The organism is Achromobacter sp. JUb104, assembly GCF_024806975.1.
In the GTDB taxonomy this organism is placed as follows: Bacteria; Pseudomonadota; Gammaproteobacteria; order Burkholderiales; family Burkholderiaceae_B; genus Achromobacter; species Achromobacter spanius.
This window is the reverse complement of the sequence record NZ_JANUEY010000002.1, coordinates 381127-398793: the sequence shown is the minus strand read 5'-3', so window position 1 is coordinate 398793 and position 17667 is coordinate 381127. Positions and strand designations below refer to the sequence as shown.

The window sequence follows — 17667 nt, the reverse complement described above, 5'->3', positions numbered from 1 at the left end:
CCAGGCGGGCTTGGTCAGCTGGCGCGGGCTAGGCGTGCAGCATGCGCCGCCACCGGTCCGGGGGCATGCCGTAGGTTTGGACATGTCGGCGAGTCAGGTGGCTTTGGTCGGTGAAACCGGCATGGGCCGCCGCATCCGCCAAGGGCATGCCGGTGGCGATCAGCCGGCGCGCCAGGTCCAACCGGCGCAACATCACATAGCGGTAAGGGCTGGTGCCGAACAGCGCGCGGAAATCGCGCGACAGGCTCCAGCGGTCTTTTCCGGCCGCCGCCGCCAATGCGTCCAAGGTGATGGTCGTGTCCAGCGAGTCATGGATGTAGTGCCGGGCGCGCTCGGCGGCCACGTAGTCGGCGGACCGCCGACCCGTCTGTCGTCCTCTCTGTTGCCCCGTTTGTTGCCCCGTTTGTTGCCCCGTTCGTGGCCCCGCTTTCCGCCCGCCAGGCCCTCCCGCCGCGGCGCAGAGCGCGTGGGCCAGGTCATACAGCGCGTCGTCTTCCCGCAGCGGGTCCAGCGCTTCCTGCGTGTTCAGCAACAAGGCGCCGCTGGCGGCGTGCAGCCGGGCGTCGCCAGAGAGGCCGCCCGCGATGAACGGCAGCGGCCGGCCGCCCAGAATCTGCTGGATCAGCGCGGGTTCGACGTAGATCATGCGGTAGTGGAAGCCGGCTTCGGTGCCGGCCTGACCGTCGTGCGGCTCATCGGGATGCAGCACGATGGTGCCGCCGGGCAGGCTGTGCCGGAAGTCTCGACGGTAATGGAAGCTTTGCACGCCCGACAGGGTGCGCCCGATGGCGTAGGTGTCGTGGCGGTGCATGTCGTAGCCATGACCACCGAAATAGGCTTCGATGCGCTCGACGTGGCCGGAGGTGGCCGCGCGGAGAATCCAGTCCTGTTTCGGGTTGGCCAGGGTCATGGCGGTCTTGCGTGGCGCCAGGAGCGCTAGGGGCGCTTCATTTGCACCAGTATGAATTCATTGCCGTACAGGTCAATGAAGTGGGCATAAATGGTGGTGTCGTCATGGATGGGCTCCTTGGTGAAGCGCACCCCGCGCGCGGTGAAGTTGCTGTGGTCGCGCATGACGTCGTCGGTGTAGAACACCCCAACCGGCTGGCCGCCGGTCTGGTCGCCGACGCGGTCGCGCTGCGCCTGGGTCAGGGCTTGCAACAGCCAGACGCCCACGGCAGGCTGGGACGGCAGGCGCAGGTGCACGTAGCGCTGCTGGCCCACGGGCATATCTGCGAACACCTCCATGCCCAGCTTGTCTTGATAGAAGGAAATGGCGGTGTCGTAGTCGTTCACGAGAAGGACGAGACGGCCCAGCGAATGCATGTCAGGACTCTCTTTGAGGTTAAGCGTGCGGCTATGCTAACCCGGCCGCGCCGCTTTGCCCTCAATTGGCCTTGCGGGCGGGGCCCTGGGACGCGTGGCCTTAGGGGTCAACCCGCCTTGCGCAGCGTGAAATTGACCCGTTGGCTGCCCAGCCGTGGGTGAGGCGCGTCCTTCATCGGCAGCACCCCGTGATAGCGCAGCCGGTCCACCCCGCCCCAGACGACGACGTCGCCATGCAACAGCGGCACCCGCGCGGCCTTGTCCGTGCGCGCGTGGCCGCCGAACAGGAACAGGGCGGGCATGCCCAGCGACACCGACACGATGGGCGCGTCGTAATCGCGTTCGTTCTTGTCCTGGTGCAGCGACAGGCGCGAGCCGGGTTCGTAGCGGTTCACCAGGCAGGCATCGGGGGTAAAACCTGGAAAACCCGCATCGGCCGCGGCGGCCTGGGCCAGGCGCAGAAAGGCGTCGGGCAGGTCGGGCCAGGGCTGGCCGGACAGCGGGTCGATGCGCGTGTAGCGGTAGCCGTGCGCGTCCGACGTCCAACCCAGCGTTCCGCAATTGGTCAGCGCGACCGACATGGTGTAGCCGCCCGGCGTGTGCATGTGGCGAAACGGTGACCGCGCGGCCACCGCGTCCACCCCTTGCAGCAGCGCGTCGCTGTAGGGCAGCGCAAACCCGCGCAGCACGAAAGACTGCGGGCCGATCTGCTCGCGGCCGTGCTGGGTGGTGTCTTCGTCGTTGAACAGATCCAGCGTCATGGCTTTGCGGCTACTGCGCGTCGTGAAAGATCAGGCCCAGCGTATGGCGCCGGCCGCTGCGCAGCGTGCTCACGCCGTGGCGCATCGCCACTTTGCGCCAACTGCGCGTACCCGGCACGGGCCGCTGGTTCACGGTGAAGATCAGCGCGTCGCCTTGTTGCAGCGGCAGCACCTCGGCGCGCTGCTCGCGGCTGCCGGTTTCCAGCATGACGAATTCACCGCCCGTGAAATCCACGCCCGGGCGCGACAGCAGCACCGCCACTTGCAGGGGAAACACGTGTTCACCGTACAGGTCTTGATGCAGGCAGTTGTAGTCGCCGGGGCCGTATTGCAGGATCAGGGGCGTGGGCCGCCGTTGCCCGGCGTCGTGGCAACGTTGCAGAAAGGCGGCGTGATCATCGGGGTATTGCACGGCGATGCCCATCTGCCGGTTCCATCGGTTGGCGATGGGCGCCAGGCGGGGGTACAGCGCGGTGCGCAGGCCTTGCAGCAGGGGCGGCAGCGGGTAGGCGAAGTACTGATATTCGCCGCGCCCGAAGCCATGTCGCGCCATCACGACGCGGCTGCGATAGCGGTCCGTTTCGGAATAGGCGTCGGCCAGATCGGTGCATTGCGCGGGGGTCAACAGGCCGGGCAGGATCGCATTGCCGTGCGCGTCCAGGGACTGCGTGGCGGCGGTCCAGTCCAGGTCGGGCAAAGCAGGGCGGGGCGGGGCGGTCATGGTGGAACGTTCAAGGCGGGTATGGCGCTGAAAAGCGGGGTTTGAACCGCAGCGGCTGAAACGCTGGGTCTCAAACAGATCAGTCTACGTCCGTCGCGGTCGCCGTGAACTCCGCTTGTTGCGATGGCGTCACAGCATCGATTCCAGCGGCAACAGCGACACGAACCACACCGAGAACCGTTTCCACGCCGACGTGCCCGGCTCGGTGTTGTGCCGCAGCGTCTTGCCGTCGCGCTGTTCCAGCCAGTACAAGCTGCCTTGCTCGTCCAGGCATACCCGATACGCCACCTTGGGCACGTCTTCTCTAAACGCCTCGGCAATGCGGCCCGCCAGCGTGGGGCTGTCGATCACAAATCCCAGTTCGGTGTTCAGCGTGGCCGATCGCGGATCAAAGTTGAACGACCCGACAAAGATGCGTTGGCCGTCCACCGCGAAGGTCTTGGCATGCAGGCTGGAACCCGAACTCCCAAACGGTCCCATGCTCTTGTTGCGCTCGGCCCCACCCGCCTTGCGCTTCATTTCATACAGTTCGACGCCACTGACCAGCAGGTCCTTGCGGCGCTTGGCGTAGCCGGAATGCACCACCGCCACATCGGTGGCCTCTAAGGCATTGGTCAGCACCCGCACCTTCACGCCGTTTCGCGCCAGCCTTGCAAAGGACTGGGTGCCGTCGGCCGTCGGCACAAAATAGGGCGACACCAGTTCCATGTCGCGGGTGGGCGTGCCGATGATGTCGTAAAGCTGGTGCGGCAGCATGGCCTCGCGCGGCGCGGTGCCCAGCGTCTTGCGCGGGTCGTCGCTGACCATGCGGGTCTCGGCCCATTCCAGTTCCAGCTCGCCTTGCAATAGTTGCCGGATGAACGGCAACTGCTTCAGCGCTTCGGCATACGTGGCGGCCTCGGGTGACCGCTCGACCTTGCTGGCCTGTTCCTCCAGGGCTTCCAGTTCGCCGGGCAGGGCCGGTTTCAGCAAGCGGTCCACCGGGTAGGCGGAGTCGCTGGCCCAGTAGCGGTCGAAGTCCTTGGATACATCATTGACCGCCGCACCGATGGCCAGCACGTCCAGGTCGGTGAACAACACGCCGCTGCCCGCCCCAAAGTACTCATCGCCGATGTTGCGGCCACCGATGATGGTGGCCTGGTTATCGGCGGTGAATGACTTGTTGTGCATGCGTCGATTCAGTCGGCTGAAATCCGTGACGTAGCCCAAGGGCTTCGGCCAGCGCAGCACGAAAGGGTTGTATAGCCGCACTTCAATATTGGGGTGCGTATCCAGCGCGGCCAACACCTTGTCCAGACCAGCCGTGCCGTTGTCGTCCAGCAGCAGGCGCACGCGCACACCCCGGTCGGCGGCTTCGTGCAGCGCTTCCAGCAGCATGGTGCCGGTCATGTCGTTGTGCCAGATGTAGTACTGCACATCCAGGCTGCGCTCGGCCGCGCGCGCCAGCATCATGCGGGCTGCAAAGGCGTCATGGGCATCGCTCAAGGGGTGGATGCCGGATTTTCCGGGGTGGGCCGCCGCCCGAGGCGCAATGCCGCGACCCAGCGGCGTGGCCAGCGACTCGTCAGGCGTCAAGGCCTGCGATTCACTGCGTTTGTCCAACGGCGGCAGGGCGCAGCCGCCCAAAAACGATAGGCAAAGGAGAGACATGAGTAGGATTCTGGCCAAAGGCATGCCGTATTGTGCCGAAGTTTTATTTAAGATCCGATCTTGCCGGGTTTTCGTATGTGAGATAAATTCCCATATATGGAAAACATACCCGTCGATACTGATCTGGACCGCCGCATCGCCCAGCGGCTGAAGGCGCTGCGGCAAGAACGCGGCTGGTCGCTGGACGAGCTTGCCGGCTTGGCGGGCGTCAGCCGCGCCACCTTGTCGCGCCTGGAAAACGCCGACGTCAGCCCCACCGCCGCCGTGCTCGGCAAGTTGTGCGCCGCGCACGGCCTGACCATGTCGCGCCTGATGATGATGGTGGAAGACGACTTCGCGCCGCTGGTGCCCGAACACGCCCAGGCCGTGTGGGTCGACGACAGCGCGGGCTTTCGCCGCCGTTCGGTATCCCCGCCCGCGCAGCAACTTGCCGGCGAAGTCCTGGCCTGCGAACTGGCGCCCGGCGCCCGCATTGCCTACGAGCAATCACCCCGGCCCGGCCTGGAACACCACCTGCTGATGCTGGAAGGCGAACTGAGCATCACCGTTGATGGACAGTCGTACACCCTGGCGCCCGGCGATTGTCTGCGCTACCAACTGTTCGGCGCCAGCCTGTTCGTGACCCCGCCGCAACGCGGCGCCCGCTATCTGCTGTTCATCGTCTGAGCCCACCATGCCCCACGACAACAACCGCGTTGAACTGACCCTGCTGACGGCCGACGCCGCGGAAGCCTGCCTGGCCGAACTGAGCGGCCTGCTGCACGCCTGCGTGCAGGATGGCGCCAGCGTCAGCTTTGTCCTGCCGTTTTCAATGGACGACGCCAATGCGTTCTGGCGGATCAAAGTACTGCCCGCGGTTGCGCAAGGTGGTCTGTCGTTGTGGGTCGCGCGAGAGGGCGGCCGGCTGGCCGGCGCCGTGCAACTGGATTGCGATACGCCACCCAATCAACCGCATCGGGCCGAGATCCGCAAGCTGCTGGTCCATCCGGACTTCCGCCGCCGCGGCATCGCCCGCCGCCTGCTCAACGAAGCCGAAACGCAAGCCGTGAAGCTCGGGCGCAGCCTGATCACCCTGGACACCCGCACGGGCGATAGCGCCGAACCCTTGTATACGTCGGCCGGTTATATCGCGGTGGGACAAATCCCCGGCTTCAGCCGCGACCCGCATGACCCGGGCAAGGTCGATGCGACGACGATCATGTACAAGCGGGTGTGACGGGAACAGGCAGGTCGACGAAGCCGCAGAGCTTTGTATAAAGGCGTTCTACCGTTCGAGTTTGATCACGAGTCTATGCGTTCACCATTCAGCCGCATGATGGGAACACGCTTTTCCTTGAAGCCGCAGAGCGCGTCGATCTCTTTGGGGAAGGACGTGTAGGGCACGTTGTATTCGATGAACTCGGCAAGGCTGTCGGGGAACACGATGCAGATCAGTGCCAGGATCTTTGCGGGGATTACCAAGATCGCCCATCGCTTTCCCTTTGGGGTCGCGAGGTCACGGCGGTATTTGTCAGCCCAGTCGCGGTAGAAACGCAGGAAGGTTTCTTTGCGTGATAGGCGGGGTGGGATGGGGGGCGGTTGCGGCAACGCGTCGGCGCCGTGTTCCATGAAGATCCGGAGGCAGTCCCATAGCTCCTTGGCGGAGCTTCCACCGTCTCGCCAGCCGAGGTTGCCGCAGGACACGCAGACTTCCGCGGGAGGGGTTTGATTCCAGTCAACGGCGATTAGATAAAGGGGATATTGGCTGCTATACCCGGCTGCCCCGACCGTGGGAACGTACCCGGCCAGGGCTTGAATTTGGTCCCATTCAAGTATCCGCAATCGCTGGTCGCGAGGAGTGACTACGTAGAGCCTGCGTGTGCCGCGATGAATGCGGATGAAGCCGCCACGGAACTTTCCTGAATAGTGGCGGGTGAGAAAGTAAGGAATGCAGACGAACGCTGCACCCAGCCACGGATTTAGAAACAGCAACAGCACAATCGAGGGGGGGAGCGGAGGCGCGGCGAAGATCGAGAAGAGTATCGAAATTCCAGTGCCCATGACCAAGCTCACACCAATGCCACTGGCAAACACATTGCGCATCAGGTTGCCGAAAGGTTCCAACTCAATAGCTTGTTCGCTAATTCGCCGTATTGCGAACATGCCGTCGCCTTCGACATCTATGCTCTTTGGCCGGCGAATTGGGCCCTGAGGAAGTCGTTTCGCACCGATCAGAAGCGATCGAGGAAGTCGTTGGACGATGTCGGTGTGATCACGAGTCAATGCGTTCACCATTCAGCCGCATGATGGGAACGCGCTTTTCGTTGAAGCCGCAGAGCGCGTCGATCTCTTTGGGGAAGGACGTATAGGGCACGTTGTATTCAATGAACTCGGCGAGGCTGTCGGGGAACACGATGCAGATCAGCCAGAGGACCTTGGCGGGAATCCACAGTGGAGCCCATCGTTTGCCTTTCGGCGTGGAGAGGTCGTGGACAAACCTCTCAGCCCAATTGCGATAGCAACGCAGAAAGGTCTGTTTGCGTGATAGGCGCGGAGGGACCGACGGAGGCTCTGGCAAGGCGTCGGATCCGTGTTGCATGAATATCTGCAGGCAATCCCACAGTTGTTTCGCGGAAACCCCGCCGTCCCGCCAGCCGAGGTTGCCGCAGGAAACGCATATTTCTTTTGGCGGAGTTTGATTCCAGTCGACGGCGATCAGGTAAAGGGGATAGTGACTGCTATATCCGGCTGCGCCGATCGTTGGAATGTAGCCGGCCAGGGCCTGAATCTGATCCCATTCGAGCGTCATGAGACGTCCGTCCCGTGGCGTGACGAAGTAAAGCTTGCGGGTGCCACGATGGATGCGAATGAAGCCCCCGCGGAATTTCCCGAAGAGGCGGCGTGTGCACAGATACATGAAGCCACCAAATGCCGCCATGGCCCAGGGCGCGATAAACAGGACTAGCCAGATTTCAATGTCAATGGGCGACGGCGTAATGGACCAGATGAACGCTGACGAGGCCGTTCCCATGATGAAAAACACACCAATGCTGTTTGCGTGGACGTTCCGTATCACGTTGCCGTATGGCTCCAGCTCTATGCATTGATTATTGACCCGACGTATTCCCAGTATTTCGGAAAGTGGCGTACCGCCTTTCGGCACATCTTCAGACGCAAGATGACGACGAACAAATCGCTTGGCCCCAAATAGGAGGCTACGAGGAAGCCGCTTGACGATGTCGTTGTGCCTGCTCATGTCGGCGCCTTGACGGGAGCCAGCTTGGCGGGGTCGATGGAGTCAGAGAAGAAACCCGATGAGGTGAACACCAGCGGTTCGGGCGCGCCTGGTTGTTCCAGGCCGATTGAGGGCAAGTTCTGGGTATCGGGACGGTACAGGTACGTCAGCTCGACCTTGGCATCCTCGTGCATGCTGATCCGCCATCCGCGTTCCGGGCCAGGGCCATTGTTCAACGGGCCGATAACGTATTGCCTGTTGAGATCCACGCATGCGCCGGGCGTGCAGAAAGCAGTGGAGGTGTCCACGGTTTCCAGTGGCATTCCGTAAAGCGTGAGTTTGAGTTTGGATTGAAAGTCGTCCTGCCCGGACGTCTCGGGCAGCATGCAGCTGATACGCAGGTTGCCGGCAACACCGCGCAGGGACTGCCATTGCGGGGTGATGCGGGGGCTGAAGTGCAGGCTGTGCCAGGCATGCAGTTCTTGCGGCAGCGTGAAGCGCGGCGTGGCGACGCCCCAGGCGGAGTGCTTGAGCCAGATTTCCAGGGGGGGGTGTTGGGCCTGATCGGCTTGAAGGGTGAAGTAGACGACGGCGCCTATTGCCAAGATTGCGATGACGGCCCAGCCCGCGGGTGTCAGCCCCAGAACGGCGACAGCTTTCCCGCCTCCTAACATCGTGGCGACTGTTGCAGTGCCGCCCGCCCCGGTGGCAAGTGCCAAAACGCCTCCGGACAGCGCCGAGTACAGATACAGTCGTGATTGTTCCGGGTTGGAGTCGTCGCTGGCGCGGGCCGCACGAAAGAGATCTGCCACTGCAAACAAACTGATGGAAAGCGTCCCGGCGGCAGTGGCGCCCCACTTTACGCCGAAGACCTTTGCCGCCTTGGAATAGGCGAGGTCTCCTCGCTTTGCGGCGAGAGTCGAAATTGAGAGACTGACAGTTTCGGTCGATGCGGCGAGGAGTGCTGCTCCAGCGCCAAACAACGAAGTAATGGAAGCCATATTGCGTTCTTTCTCCCACCCCACAACCGCATTCCTCATCCCCCAAATCGCCAACCCACCCCCCACACCCGTCGACACCGCCCCGGCCGCAGCTCTCAGCCGATTCAAATTCCTGATCAGCGGATTCCCCTCCGGATCCATATCAACAACCGTCGTCGTCCCCACCGTCTCCCATTCCCAAATCTCAACGCTCGCCGCCTGCACGCGCTTGGCTGTGCCCGTGCCTGCCGCAGGCAAAAACGCCCCAGGCCATCGCACTTGCACCTCACGCCCCATCGCTACATACCCCTGCAATTCCCCGCTATACGCCAAATACTGTTGCGGCGTCACCAGTCGGCGTCCGACCGTTATCCCAAAGCGCATTTCGCCGATATGCCGCAATCGCCGAACCTGAATATCCGCAGCCTGCACAGAAGCGCTTCCAAGGTACGGCCACAGCAGCCGTGTCAGCAGATCGGTAATCGGCGTGCCGGGCCGTTCTTCCAGCACGCGGTCCACCGCGTCGTACACGCCTTTGCCGATGGTCATCGGTGCTGCCAGCCGCGCCATCAGCGGCTCGTCGCCCGCGCCCAGCGCGCGCCACAGGGGGCTAATGTGCGGGGCGGCTTCGATGTGCCTGGCCAGTTCCGCCAGCCCGTCGTCTGAATGCACCGTAGCGCCAAAGCAATGCAGGACAACCGCTTCAAAGTTGCTGGCGTTGTGCGGGCAGCGCAGGTCGAAGAGTCCGAACGCTTGCCCGAGTAATCCCGCCTTGTGCACACCTTGCAGCCAGGCGACCACGTCCGCGCATGCGCGAGTGATGTCGGCCTGAAATGTGGTGACTCGGGCTTGATACGCGGGAGCAAATTCCCGCGCTCCCGCCAGGTTCACCAGCGCCCGCTGGCGGGCGAGCGCGGTCAAGGCGGGCGGGGTCTTGCTGGCGGCTTCGGCTTGTTTGAAGTAGGCGTCGATCAGGCCGGCGCTGTGCAGCCGGTGCTTGCTTTGCGCCTGATAGTCGTCACGCTTCTTGACCTGGGCGGCGCACAGGTAGTTGAGTTCGCTGGCGATGCCCACGGGGTCGTGCAGCACGACCGCCAGCGGCACGACATCTCCGTGGAAACGCAGAACGGCATGCATCCGGCTGACGATGTCGTTCACGTCCGGATAGTGTTTCGCGGGCGTGATCTCGCTCCAGGGGTAGTACGTGGGCACGCCACCTAATGTGGGTCGCATCAGTTCCGGCGTGGCCAGCGTCAACAGCACTGCGTTGAATACGTGGGGCTGCTCCGGGCCGTTGAACGGGGCGACGACCGTGGCCAGCGCATCGCGCCGCCCGTCCGCGTTGGTCTCGACTTCCCATAGGGCTTCATGCGTCAGGATCGTGTCGCTTACCAGCAGATAGACCTGGCTGTCACGCGCGGCGGGCGGCACCCATACGCAAGGCGCCGCGCCGGTCGTGTCTGGCTGCACTTGTGAACCCGGCGTCGAATGGGCGTAGTCCGCCTCGCCCCACCAGATTGGCGCAAAGCGGATGTCTTCCGTGACTTGGTAGTGGCGGTTCCACATCCTTCCATCCCGGAAGTAGCACAGGTACACATAGGTTCCCGGCCGCAGCACGCGCAGGCCATAAGCCTTGTCGCCTGTCAGGGCGGGATAGTCCGGTGTCGCCAGCGTCTGATGGATATCGGTGCGATAAGGCGAATCCGCAATGCCATAGCGCAAGGGGTACAGGGGAATGGCGGCTTCGCAGGCCGGGGGAGATACCGCCTTGCCCAACAACTTGGAACTGGGATGCGGGGCTTGCAGGGCTTTCGGGCAGGCGCTGGGGGGCATGACGGGCTCCGTTCTTGTCGTCGCGGCTGGAAAAGCCGGATGGCGGGCCGAAACGGCCGCCATGCCCTCTTATGCAAGAACGGTGCCAGGTTAAGGAACTGAAAATTATCCTTTTTGAATCAATGACTTGTGAAATACAAAACCCGATGTGGACGCGGATTTCTTCGTTGCACCCCTAAAAACCGGGGTTTTTCACAAGAAATCGGGCCAGTTTTGACTCGATTTTTATAAGCCATTGATAAGCAACAATAAAAACGGGCCAGATTTGACCCGATCGAGTCAAATCTGGCCCGCTTGCCCTGCGGCACGCCGCAGGCACGGGACTTCATCCATCAAGCCAGCGGCTTGATCCCCACGCTGTACGGGGGCGCGTTGCCGCGCGCGGGGGCTTTGATCTTCAGCATCGAGCCGCCGGGGGTGAACTCGAATTCCTGGAACGGCACTTCAAACCACTGGTGAAAGCTGGTGCGCGAGAACTCGGGCACCCAGACCTTGGGGCGCTTGGCGTCGCAATGGAACTCGACCAAGGTGCGGTCAATGCCCAGCGGACGGGTGTTGCCGATGCGGTAGCTGACGCGCAGCTCGGCGCTTTCGGTCGAGCCGGGGCGCCAGGTCAGGCCGATGGATTCCATGAAGTGTTCAATCGCCTGAATGCCGCGATGCATAGTTGACTCCGAATGCTGTCGGGCGCGCCACGCGCCCACAAAAATCCGCCGCGTTGCGCGGCGGGAAACAGACGGATTATCCGCCATTCCGTGGCGGGCTGCCCGGCAGGGCGTCATTGCCGGGTGTCGCGCAGAACCGCAGGATGGCATCCGCCACGGCCTGCGGGGCTTCCCGCTGCGGGAAATGGCCCACGCCGTCCAGCACCTGGCGTTCGTAAGCGCCGCTGAAAAAGTGTTCCTTGCCCTCGGACGTGGCGGGGTGGTTGGCGGCATCGGCCCCACCATGCAACACCAGCGTTGGTACCGTCAATACGGGCGCGGGGGTGAGTCGGGCGGTGTCGGCCGCGTAGGCCGGGTCGCCTTCGGCATGCCCCCAGCGGTGCCGGTAGGAATGCAGCACGACGTCAGCCCAATCGGGGTTGTCGAACGCGCGCGCCGCTTCGTTGAAATCATCCGGCGCGTACCAGGCGCCGGGCGACCAGGTGTCCCACATCATGCGGGCAAAGGCCAGGCGGTCGTCGCGCACCGTGGCCGCGCCCCGGGGCGTGGCCATGTACCAGTGGTACCAATAGTTGCGCGCCTGCATAAGCGGCAGCACTTGGTTCGGGTCGTTGGTGCCGTAGCCTACCGACAGCAGGATCAGTTGCGTCGCTACGCCGGGCCGCAGGCCGCAGGCGTTGGCGGCGGCGCGTGCGCCCCAGTCGTGGCCGACCAGCGTGGGGCGGTCCAAGGCCAGTGCGTCGATGAAGTCCAGCAGATCGCGCCCCAGTGCGGCCAGCTCGCCGCTGCGCGGCGTGGCGGCGTGCCGAAAGCGCGTCGGTCCAAAGCCGCGCAGCGCGGGGCACAGCACGCGGTAGCCTTCTGCGGCCATGCGCGCCGCGACCGGGGTCCAGCATTCCGGGCTGTCCGGCCAGCCATGCACCAGCACGGCGGTGCGCGAGCCGGCGGGGTTCCATTCCAGGTAGGCGATATCCAGCAAGGGTGTTTGTACCTGGGCGTAGGCGGGCATGGCGATGGCTCCTTGGGTTGTGATGACGCTGTCACGATACCGGGTCGAGTTGTCATGATTCATGATGAATGAAAGGCTATTATCAATGCTTCGTGAATTAACAGGCAGTGGCCATGGACACCCTCAACGACTCGGCTGGCGCAGTGCTGGACCTGACCTTGTTGCGTACCTTTATCGAGGTGGTCGACTGCGGCGGCTTCGCGCTGGCCGCCGATGCGCTGGCGCTGACGCCGTCGGCGGTCAGCGGCCACATCAAGCGGCTTGAAATGCTGGCCGGCGCCACCTTGCTTGCGCGCACCACGCGCAGCTTCGAACTGACGCCCGCCGGCCAGACGCTGTACGCCTACGCCCGCAACATTGTCGACCTGGAACGCGAGGCCCGCGCCCGCTTGAGCGGCGCGCGTTTGAAGGGCCGCTTGCGTATCGGTTCGTCCGAGGACTTTGCGGGGGCCTGGTTGGCGCAAGTGCTGCAAGCCTTTCATCGGGCGCACCCGGATGCGTCGATCGAGCTGAAGGTGGGCATCACCGCCGACCTGCTGCGCCAGCAGGCGCGCGGCAAGCTGGACGTGGTCTTCGGCAAGCAATGTGCGCGCGTGCACGACGAGGGCGAACTGCTGTGGGAAGAGGATTTGGTGTGGGCCTGGGGTGACGACCAGCCCTGGGAACCCGATGCGCCCGTGCCCTTGGCGGTGTTTCCGGACCCGTGCGTGTACCGCGCCGCGGCCATCGCGGCGCTCTCGCAGGCCGGCAAGCCGTGGCTGCCGGCGTTTGAAAGCGGCAGCATGGCGGGCTGCCTGGCTGCCGCGCAAGCAGGCTTTGCCGTGGCGCCGGTGGCGCGCAGCCAGTTGCGCGAGGGCCTGCGCGCCTTGTCGCAAGAGGACGGCATGCCCGACCTGCCGGCGGCGCGCTTCCATGCCTACGTGCGTTCAGAGGAATCCGCAGTGCAGGGTTTGGTGGCGGCGGTCCGGCAGACCGGGCAACGGCGGCGGTTTTCGCGCTGAGGTTCGCGCTGAGGTTCGCGTCCGCCCAGCGTCAACCCAGCGCCACGCCCAGCGTCCGCGCCACGTCCGCTCCGGCGTACCTCCCCGCGTCCCCCCCCGTCGCCGCATCAACGTAGGAATAGGCAGGTTTCCAGCAAGAACGAGCCTGTACGCGCTCGCGCTCGATTCTTAATATCCCTTCCAGGCTTGGGGTCGATGTTTCGTCATGAAAAGCGTTGTCCCGAGCCGGCCGCCAGGCATCTTGCCGGAGGCCGCAAGTACGACAAGCAAGGGAAGGGAATCGCATGAAATCCGAAAAAATCTGGTTGGTGACGGGCGCATCGACGGGCCTGGGCCTGGCATTGGTGCGGATGCTGCTGGACCTGGGGCACAAGGTGGCGGCGACGTCGCGGGATGGCGATGCATTGCTGGACGCGGTGGGCGCGAAGCTTGAAGGCCAGTTCCTGCCGCTGACGGTGGACGTGGCGGATGAACGCAGCGTGCGCCGCGCGGTGGCCGCCACGCTGGCGGCCTTTGGTGGGGTGGACGTGTTGGTGAACAACGCGCGGGCGGCGTGCCCGGGCTCGTTGGCCGAACTGTCTGACGCCGACGTGCGGGCCGCGTTTGATATCAATGTCTTCGGTGCGCTCAATATGATCCGCGCCGTATTGCCGCGCATGCGGGCGCAGGGCAGCGGGCATGTGATCAATGTCTCGTCGATCTTGGGCTTTGATGGCAGGCATGCCGAGTGGGGCGCCTACAGCGCCGCCAAGTTCGCGGTGTGCGGCATGACCGAGGCGCTGGCGGCGCAAGCCGCGCATTGGGGCGTGCGCGTGTCGCTGGTGTACCCGGGCGCGATGCGGGCGGTATCGCCGCGTGATGGCGGCGACTCTCCCGAACGGGCCGCGCGCGCCGTCCAGGCGCATGACGGCGGCGATGCGGCCAAGGCGGCGCAGGCGTTGATTCAGGCGGCCGAAGCGCAGTACGCGCCGCTGCACCTGTTTCTGGGGCGCGATGCGTTTGACCAGGCGCGCGGCAAGATCCAGTCGGTGCAGCAGGAACTGGCGCGCTGGCGCGACATGTCGGTGTCCATCGGCTTCGTGGACGAGCGGCGCCTGGCGGCATGACGAGTGGTGCGCATTGGGCGCGGTAGGCCGTCAAGCCGCGCGCCACGCGTGGTTTACCTGATCAGGCCGCGCGCCAAGCGGGGTGTACCCGATCAAGCCGCGCGCCGAATGCGGCTTAGCCCGCCCAGCCTTGCGCCACTTGCCACGCGCCCAGCAAGGCCAGGCTGATCATGAAGCACAGCTTGAATGTGCGGGCCGACAACTTGCCGCGCAGCCATTGCCCCAGCGCCATGCCGGCCAGCGCGGGCAGCAGCATCAGCAGCGATGCGCTGGCGGCGCCCGGGCTGTAGCCGCCGTTGAGCCACAGGCCCGCCGCCAGCGCCACCGTAGACACCGTGAATGAAATGCCCATGGCCTGGATCAATCCGTCCTTGCCCAGGTTCAAGGCTTGCAGATAGGGCACGGCGGGGATCACGAACACCCCGGTGGCCGCCGTGATCATGCCGGTGATCGTGCCCACCAGCGCGCCCAGCACGCGCTCGTGCCGGCGCGGCACGCTGGGCGGCGATCCGAACAGGCCCCACGCGGCATAGGCGATCAGCGCCAGCCCCAGGCACACACTGGACCAACGCCCGCTGGGCGCGCCCAGCCACATCGCACCGGCCAGCGTTCCCACGCACACGCCGACCTGCATGGTGCCGATGCGCCGCAGGGCAGGCGCCAACGTGGGCCAGGGGCGTGCCTGCCACAGGTTGGTGATCAAGGACGGCACGATCAGCAAGGCGGCGGCCTGCGCGGGCGCCATCACCAAGGCCAGCATCGCCATGGAAATGGTGGGCAGCCCCAAGCCCACCACGCCCTTGACCACACCGGCCAGGACGAATACGGACACGACGGCGGCCAGTATTGTTGGCGTGCCGCCGGGCAGGAGATCCATCGTCGTCATGTCGTCACTGTGTGCCGGGCATGGCTATGGTCTTGCCTGATGCTGGCCAGGAATATGCGCCGGCAAATCGGCCCAGCGTATTTCTTGGTGGGGTGTGGTCTTGGAATGGAATTCATCATTTTCTAAGGATTACCAAGTCATCGAAAGACGAATTCTGCGCCGCAATGCACCGCCATCAGAATCGGGATCTTGCATAGCTATCCTATGGCTGGGCCATAGGGCTGCGTGCTACGCTGGCCGCATGCGATTCGACCTGACCGACCTTCGTCTTTTCCTCAACGTGCAGGAATCGGGCTCCATCACCGCGGGCGCCAAGCGTACTCATATGACGTTGGCCTCGGCCAGTGAACGCATCCGGGGCATGGAGGGCGACCTGGGCGTGCCGCTGTTGCTGCGCGCGCATCGCGGCGTGGAGCTCACCCCGGCCGGCCAGACGCTGGCGCATCATGCGCGCGTCGTGCTGGCGCAGATCGACCGCATGCGCGGCGAGCTCGACCACTTTGGCCACGGCCTGAAAGGGCACGTGCGCGTGCTGTGCAACACCACCGCCTTAAGTGAATATCTGCCACCCGTGCTGGGCGATTTTCTGCGCGACCATCCTCGCGTGTCGGTGGACCTGGAAGAAAAAGCCAGCCTGGACATTGCCGATGCCTTGCGCGCGGGCACCTGCGATATCGGCGTGCTGGCGGACTCGGCAGACCTGCATGGCCTGCACCCCCAGACCTTTCGCCATGATCCGCTGAGCGTCATCGTGCCGCGTGGCCATGCGCTGGCGCAGCGGCAGTCCGTCATGCTGAGCGAGGTGGTGGATGAAGATTTCGTGGGGCTGGTGGAAGGCAGCGCCTTGCAAGACCATATTGCGCACCATGCGCGGCGCAGCGGCAAGATGCTGTCGTACCGCGTGCGTTTGCGCGGCTTCGATGCCGTGTGCCGCATGGTGGGGCAGGGCGTGGGTATCGCGATTGTGCCGCGCGTGGCGGGCATACGCCTCGGGCGGGCGGCGGGCGTGCAGCGTGTGGCGCTGGCCGACGCCTGGGCCGCGCGCAACCTGGTGCTGTGCGTGCGCGACGCTCTGCCGGCGTATGCCGCCGAACTGGTGGCGTACGCGCTGCGCGATGCGCCGCTTACGAACGCGCCAAGGGGCGGGCCTTTGGCAGATGGCCCGGCGCAAACCAAGAGCCGGAAGCGACCGCGGCCAGAATGATCAAGCCGTACAGGCACATCGCCACGGCCGCCACCAGGAAGAACACCGTCAGCGACCCGGTCAGGTGCAGCGCGATGGCGCCCGCGCCCACCGCCGTCACCAGGCGCAGGCCGCCGGCGACCAACGGCCATTTCAAGCGCCCCGCGCCTTGCGAGGCGAAGTACATCGAAAACCCCAGCGCAAAGAAGCCATATACGGGACCGACGGTGCGCAGGTAGTCGGCGCCGGCTTGCAGCATGTGGTCTTCGGCGCCGAACAGCCGCAGCCAGGCCTCTGGAAAAAACGCCGCCGTCAGCCCGATGGCTTCGGCCAGCACGAAGGCCATGGCGCCGCCCGTCAACGCGATACGCATGGCGCGTTCGGGCCGCCCCGCGCCGATGTTGGACGCCACCATCGCAACCATCGGCGCGCCCAGCCCGAAGGCAATGGGCATCAGCAAATATTCCAGCCGCACGGCAATGCCGTAGCCGGCCACGGCGGCCGTGCCGGCATGGGCGCCGACCAAGGCCGCCGTCAGCGCCACCACGGCATTGGTCAGCAGCGGGTTCAGGGTTGCCAATGCGCCCACACTAAGAATGCTGCGCATCAGTGTCCAGTGCAGCCGGCTGACGACCAGCCGCGCGGGGTTGCGGCCGCTGGCGCAGTAGAGTCCCAGGATCAGCGCGCCCACGCCGTAGTAGATGACGAGTGCCCAACCGCCGCCCGCTACGCCCAGGGCAGGAAACGGACCCCAACCGAAGATCAGGCAGGGCGACAAGGGCACCAGCAGCAAGGCCCCGCCGCAGATCACCGCGCCGGGCACCAGCATGTTGCCGGTGCCCCGGATGACGCTGGCAAAAGCGTTCATCAGCCACATCAGGACGATGCCGCCGAAGATCACGTTGGAATAGGTCAGCGCGGCGTCCAGCGCTTCGCCTTGTGCGCCCAGCGCGCGATACAACTGCGGCCCGAAGGCCAGCATCAGCACACAGAACAGCATGCCCAAGATCGCGTTGAGCACCACGGCGTGCAGCACCAGTTGGTCGGCTTCCTGCCTGCGCCCGCCGCCCAGCGCGCGCGCCACGGCCGCAGAAATGCCGCCGCCCATCGCGCCTTGCGACATATTGCCCATCAGGAACAGCACCGGCACCACCAGCGCCACGCCGGCCAGCACCGAGGTGCCCAGCCGCGCCAGGAACCAGGTTTCGATCAGGCTGGTGGCGGACTGCGCCGTCATCATCAACACATTGGGCCAGGCCAGGCGGGCCAGCGTGGGGGCAATGGGCGCGTCAAGCATGGCTTGCAGGCGCGGGTTGGCGGAGCTTGCCGTGG

The 17667-nt window shown here is 64.8% G+C and carries 17 protein-coding genes; 5 read left to right on the top strand and 12 right to left on the bottom strand.

The features are described from left to right. Window positions 1–28: 28 nt before the first annotated feature. The 5 genes from M2361_RS13805 to M2361_RS13785 form a co-directional block, all read right to left on the bottom strand. Window positions 29–910: an AraC family transcriptional regulator gene (locus M2361_RS13805; protein WP_259249799.1), complete on the bottom strand. Its 882-nt coding sequence runs from the start codon at window positions 908–910 to the stop codon at window positions 29–31. Between the two features lie 26 nt (window positions 911–936). After that, on the bottom strand, window positions 937–1326 hold the full coding sequence (locus tag M2361_RS13800) for a VOC family protein (protein ID WP_100854704.1): 390 nt from the start codon (window positions 1324–1326) through the stop codon (window positions 937–939). Window positions 1327–1433: 107 nt separating this feature from the next. Further along, window positions 1434–2087, bottom strand: a complete 654-nt coding sequence (gene alkB / locus M2361_RS13795; RefSeq protein ID WP_259249796.1) for a DNA oxidative demethylase AlkB — start codon at window positions 2085–2087, stop codon at window positions 1434–1436. A gap of 10 nt (window positions 2088–2097) precedes the next feature. After that, entirely contained in the window at window positions 2098–2808 is a 711-nt protein-coding gene (locus tag M2361_RS13790; RefSeq protein WP_259249794.1) for a 2OG-Fe(II) oxygenase, read from the bottom strand. 129 nt (window positions 2809–2937) lie between these two features. Continuing rightward, on the bottom strand, window positions 2938–4482 hold the full coding sequence (locus M2361_RS13785; RefSeq protein WP_259249792.1) for a phospholipase D family protein: 1545 nt from the start codon (window positions 4480–4482) through the stop codon (window positions 2938–2940). Between the two features lie 72 nt (window positions 4483–4554). Between M2361_RS13785 and M2361_RS13780 the strand changes: the two genes are divergently transcribed. After that, the gene (locus tag M2361_RS13780) at window positions 4555–5124 is read left to right on the top strand and encodes a helix-turn-helix domain-containing protein (protein ID WP_259249791.1); all 570 of its coding nucleotides are present in this window, start codon (window positions 4555–4557) and stop codon (window positions 5122–5124) included. A 7-nt stretch (window positions 5125–5131) separates the two neighbouring features. Further along, the gene (locus tag M2361_RS13775; RefSeq protein WP_259249790.1) at window positions 5132–5674 is read left to right on the top strand and encodes a GNAT family N-acetyltransferase; all 543 of its coding nucleotides are present in this window, start codon (window positions 5132–5134) and stop codon (window positions 5672–5674) included. Between the two features lie 65 nt (window positions 5675–5739). Here M2361_RS13775 and M2361_RS13770 read toward each other — a convergent pair whose 3' ends face one another. The 5 genes from M2361_RS13770 to M2361_RS13750 form a co-directional block, all read right to left on the bottom strand. Continuing rightward, window positions 5740–6732, bottom strand: a complete 993-nt coding sequence (locus tag M2361_RS13770; protein WP_259249788.1) for a DUF6708 domain-containing protein — start codon at window positions 6730–6732, stop codon at window positions 5740–5742. Further along, complete coding sequence (locus tag M2361_RS13765; RefSeq protein WP_259249786.1) at window positions 6710–7693, bottom strand: hypothetical protein; 984 nt, start codon at window positions 7691–7693, stop codon at window positions 6710–6712. The genes M2361_RS13770 and M2361_RS13765 overlap by 23 nt, the downstream gene beginning before the upstream one ends. Then, window positions 7690–10485: a toxin VasX gene (locus M2361_RS13760; protein ID WP_259249783.1), complete on the bottom strand. Its 2796-nt coding sequence runs from the start codon at window positions 10483–10485 to the stop codon at window positions 7690–7692. Before M2361_RS13760 ends, M2361_RS13765 begins: the two co-directional genes overlap by 4 nt. A gap of 332 nt (window positions 10486–10817) precedes the next feature. After that, window positions 10818–11150 (bottom strand): hypothetical protein, encoded by a 333-nt coding sequence (locus M2361_RS13755; RefSeq protein ID WP_100854710.1) that lies wholly within the window; start codon window positions 11148–11150, stop codon window positions 10818–10820. 76 nt (window positions 11151–11226) lie between these two features. Then, a complete protein-coding gene (locus M2361_RS13750; RefSeq protein WP_259249779.1) occupies window positions 11227–12159 on the bottom strand; it encodes an alpha/beta fold hydrolase in 933 nt (310 codons plus the stop codon). Window positions 12160–12272: 113 nt separating this feature from the next. Between M2361_RS13750 and M2361_RS13745 the strand changes: the two genes are divergently transcribed. Then, complete coding sequence (locus M2361_RS13745; RefSeq protein ID WP_259249778.1) at window positions 12273–13160, top strand: LysR family transcriptional regulator; 888 nt, start codon at window positions 12273–12275, stop codon at window positions 13158–13160. Window positions 13161–13444: 284 nt separating this feature from the next. Then, a complete protein-coding gene (locus M2361_RS13740) occupies window positions 13445–14266 on the top strand; it encodes an SDR family oxidoreductase (protein WP_259249775.1) in 822 nt (273 codons plus the stop codon). A gap of 115 nt (window positions 14267–14381) precedes the next feature. Here the strand turns inward: M2361_RS13740 and M2361_RS13735 are convergent, their stop codons facing one another. Beyond that, entirely contained in the window at window positions 14382–15152 is a 771-nt protein-coding gene (locus M2361_RS13735) for a sulfite exporter TauE/SafE family protein (RefSeq protein ID WP_259249774.1), read from the bottom strand. A gap of 241 nt (window positions 15153–15393) precedes the next feature. Between M2361_RS13735 and M2361_RS13730 the strand changes: the two genes are divergently transcribed. Then, window positions 15394–16356: a LysR substrate-binding domain-containing protein gene (locus tag M2361_RS13730; protein WP_259249772.1), complete on the top strand. Its 963-nt coding sequence runs from the start codon at window positions 15394–15396 to the stop codon at window positions 16354–16356. Here the strand turns inward: M2361_RS13730 and M2361_RS13725 are convergent. Then, window positions 16277–17632: an MATE family efflux transporter gene (locus M2361_RS13725; protein ID WP_404976410.1), complete on the bottom strand. Its 1356-nt coding sequence runs from the start codon at window positions 17630–17632 to the stop codon at window positions 16277–16279. The two genes, M2361_RS13730 and M2361_RS13725, sit on opposite strands and share 80 nt — an antisense overlap. Between the last annotated feature and the right edge of the window lie 35 nt (window positions 17633–17667).

Bases quoted from the DNA above. Each gene is read 5' to 3' on its own strand.
- M2361_RS13750 (WP_259249779.1), bottom strand. From the start codon at position 12,159: ATGCCCGCCTACGCCCAGGTACAAACACCCTTGCTGGATATCGCCTAC.
- M2361_RS13760 (WP_259249783.1), bottom strand. From the start codon at position 10,485: ATGCCCCCCAGCGCCTGCCCGAAAGCCCTGCAAGCCCCGCATCCCAGT.
- M2361_RS13755 (WP_100854710.1), bottom strand. From the start codon at position 11,150: ATGCATCGCGGCATTCAGGCGATTGAACACTTCATGGAATCCATCGGC.
- M2361_RS13785 (WP_259249792.1), bottom strand. From the start codon at position 4,482: ATGCCTTTGGCCAGAATCCTACTCATGTCTCTCCTTTGCCTATCGTTT.
- M2361_RS13725 (WP_404976410.1), bottom strand. From the start codon at position 17,632: ATGCTTGACGCGCCCATTGCCCCCACGCTGGCCCGCCTGGCCTGGCCC.
- M2361_RS13745 (WP_259249778.1), top strand. From the start codon at position 12,273: ATGGACACCCTCAACGACTCGGCTGGCGCAGTGCTGGACCTGACCTTG.
- M2361_RS13800 (WP_100854704.1), bottom strand. From the start codon at position 1,326: ATGCATTCGCTGGGCCGTCTCGTCCTTCTCGTGAACGACTACGACACC.
- M2361_RS13790 (WP_259249794.1), bottom strand. From the start codon at position 2,808: ATGACCGCCCCGCCCCGCCCTGCTTTGCCCGACCTGGACTGGACCGCC.
- M2361_RS13730 (WP_259249772.1), top strand. From the start codon at position 15,394: ATGCGATTCGACCTGACCGACCTTCGTCTTTTCCTCAACGTGCAGGAA.
- M2361_RS13775 (WP_259249790.1), top strand. From the start codon at position 5,132: ATGCCCCACGACAACAACCGCGTTGAACTGACCCTGCTGACGGCCGAC.
- M2361_RS13805 (WP_259249799.1), bottom strand. From the start codon at position 910: ATGACCCTGGCCAACCCGAAACAGGACTGGATTCTCCGCGCGGCCACC.
- alkB (WP_259249796.1), bottom strand. From the start codon at position 2,087: ATGACGCTGGATCTGTTCAACGACGAAGACACCACCCAGCACGGCCGC.
- M2361_RS13735 (WP_259249774.1), bottom strand. From the start codon at position 15,152: ATGACGACGATGGATCTCCTGCCCGGCGGCACGCCAACAATACTGGCC.
- M2361_RS13770 (WP_259249788.1), bottom strand. From the start codon at position 6,732: ATGGTGAACGCATTGACTCGTGATCACACCGACATCGTCCAACGACTT.
- M2361_RS13765 (WP_259249786.1), bottom strand. From the start codon at position 7,693: ATGAGCAGGCACAACGACATCGTCAAGCGGCTTCCTCGTAGCCTCCTA.
- M2361_RS13740 (WP_259249775.1), top strand. From the start codon at position 13,445: ATGAAATCCGAAAAAATCTGGTTGGTGACGGGCGCATCGACGGGCCTG.
- M2361_RS13780 (WP_259249791.1), top strand. From the start codon at position 4,555: ATGGAAAACATACCCGTCGATACTGATCTGGACCGCCGCATCGCCCAG.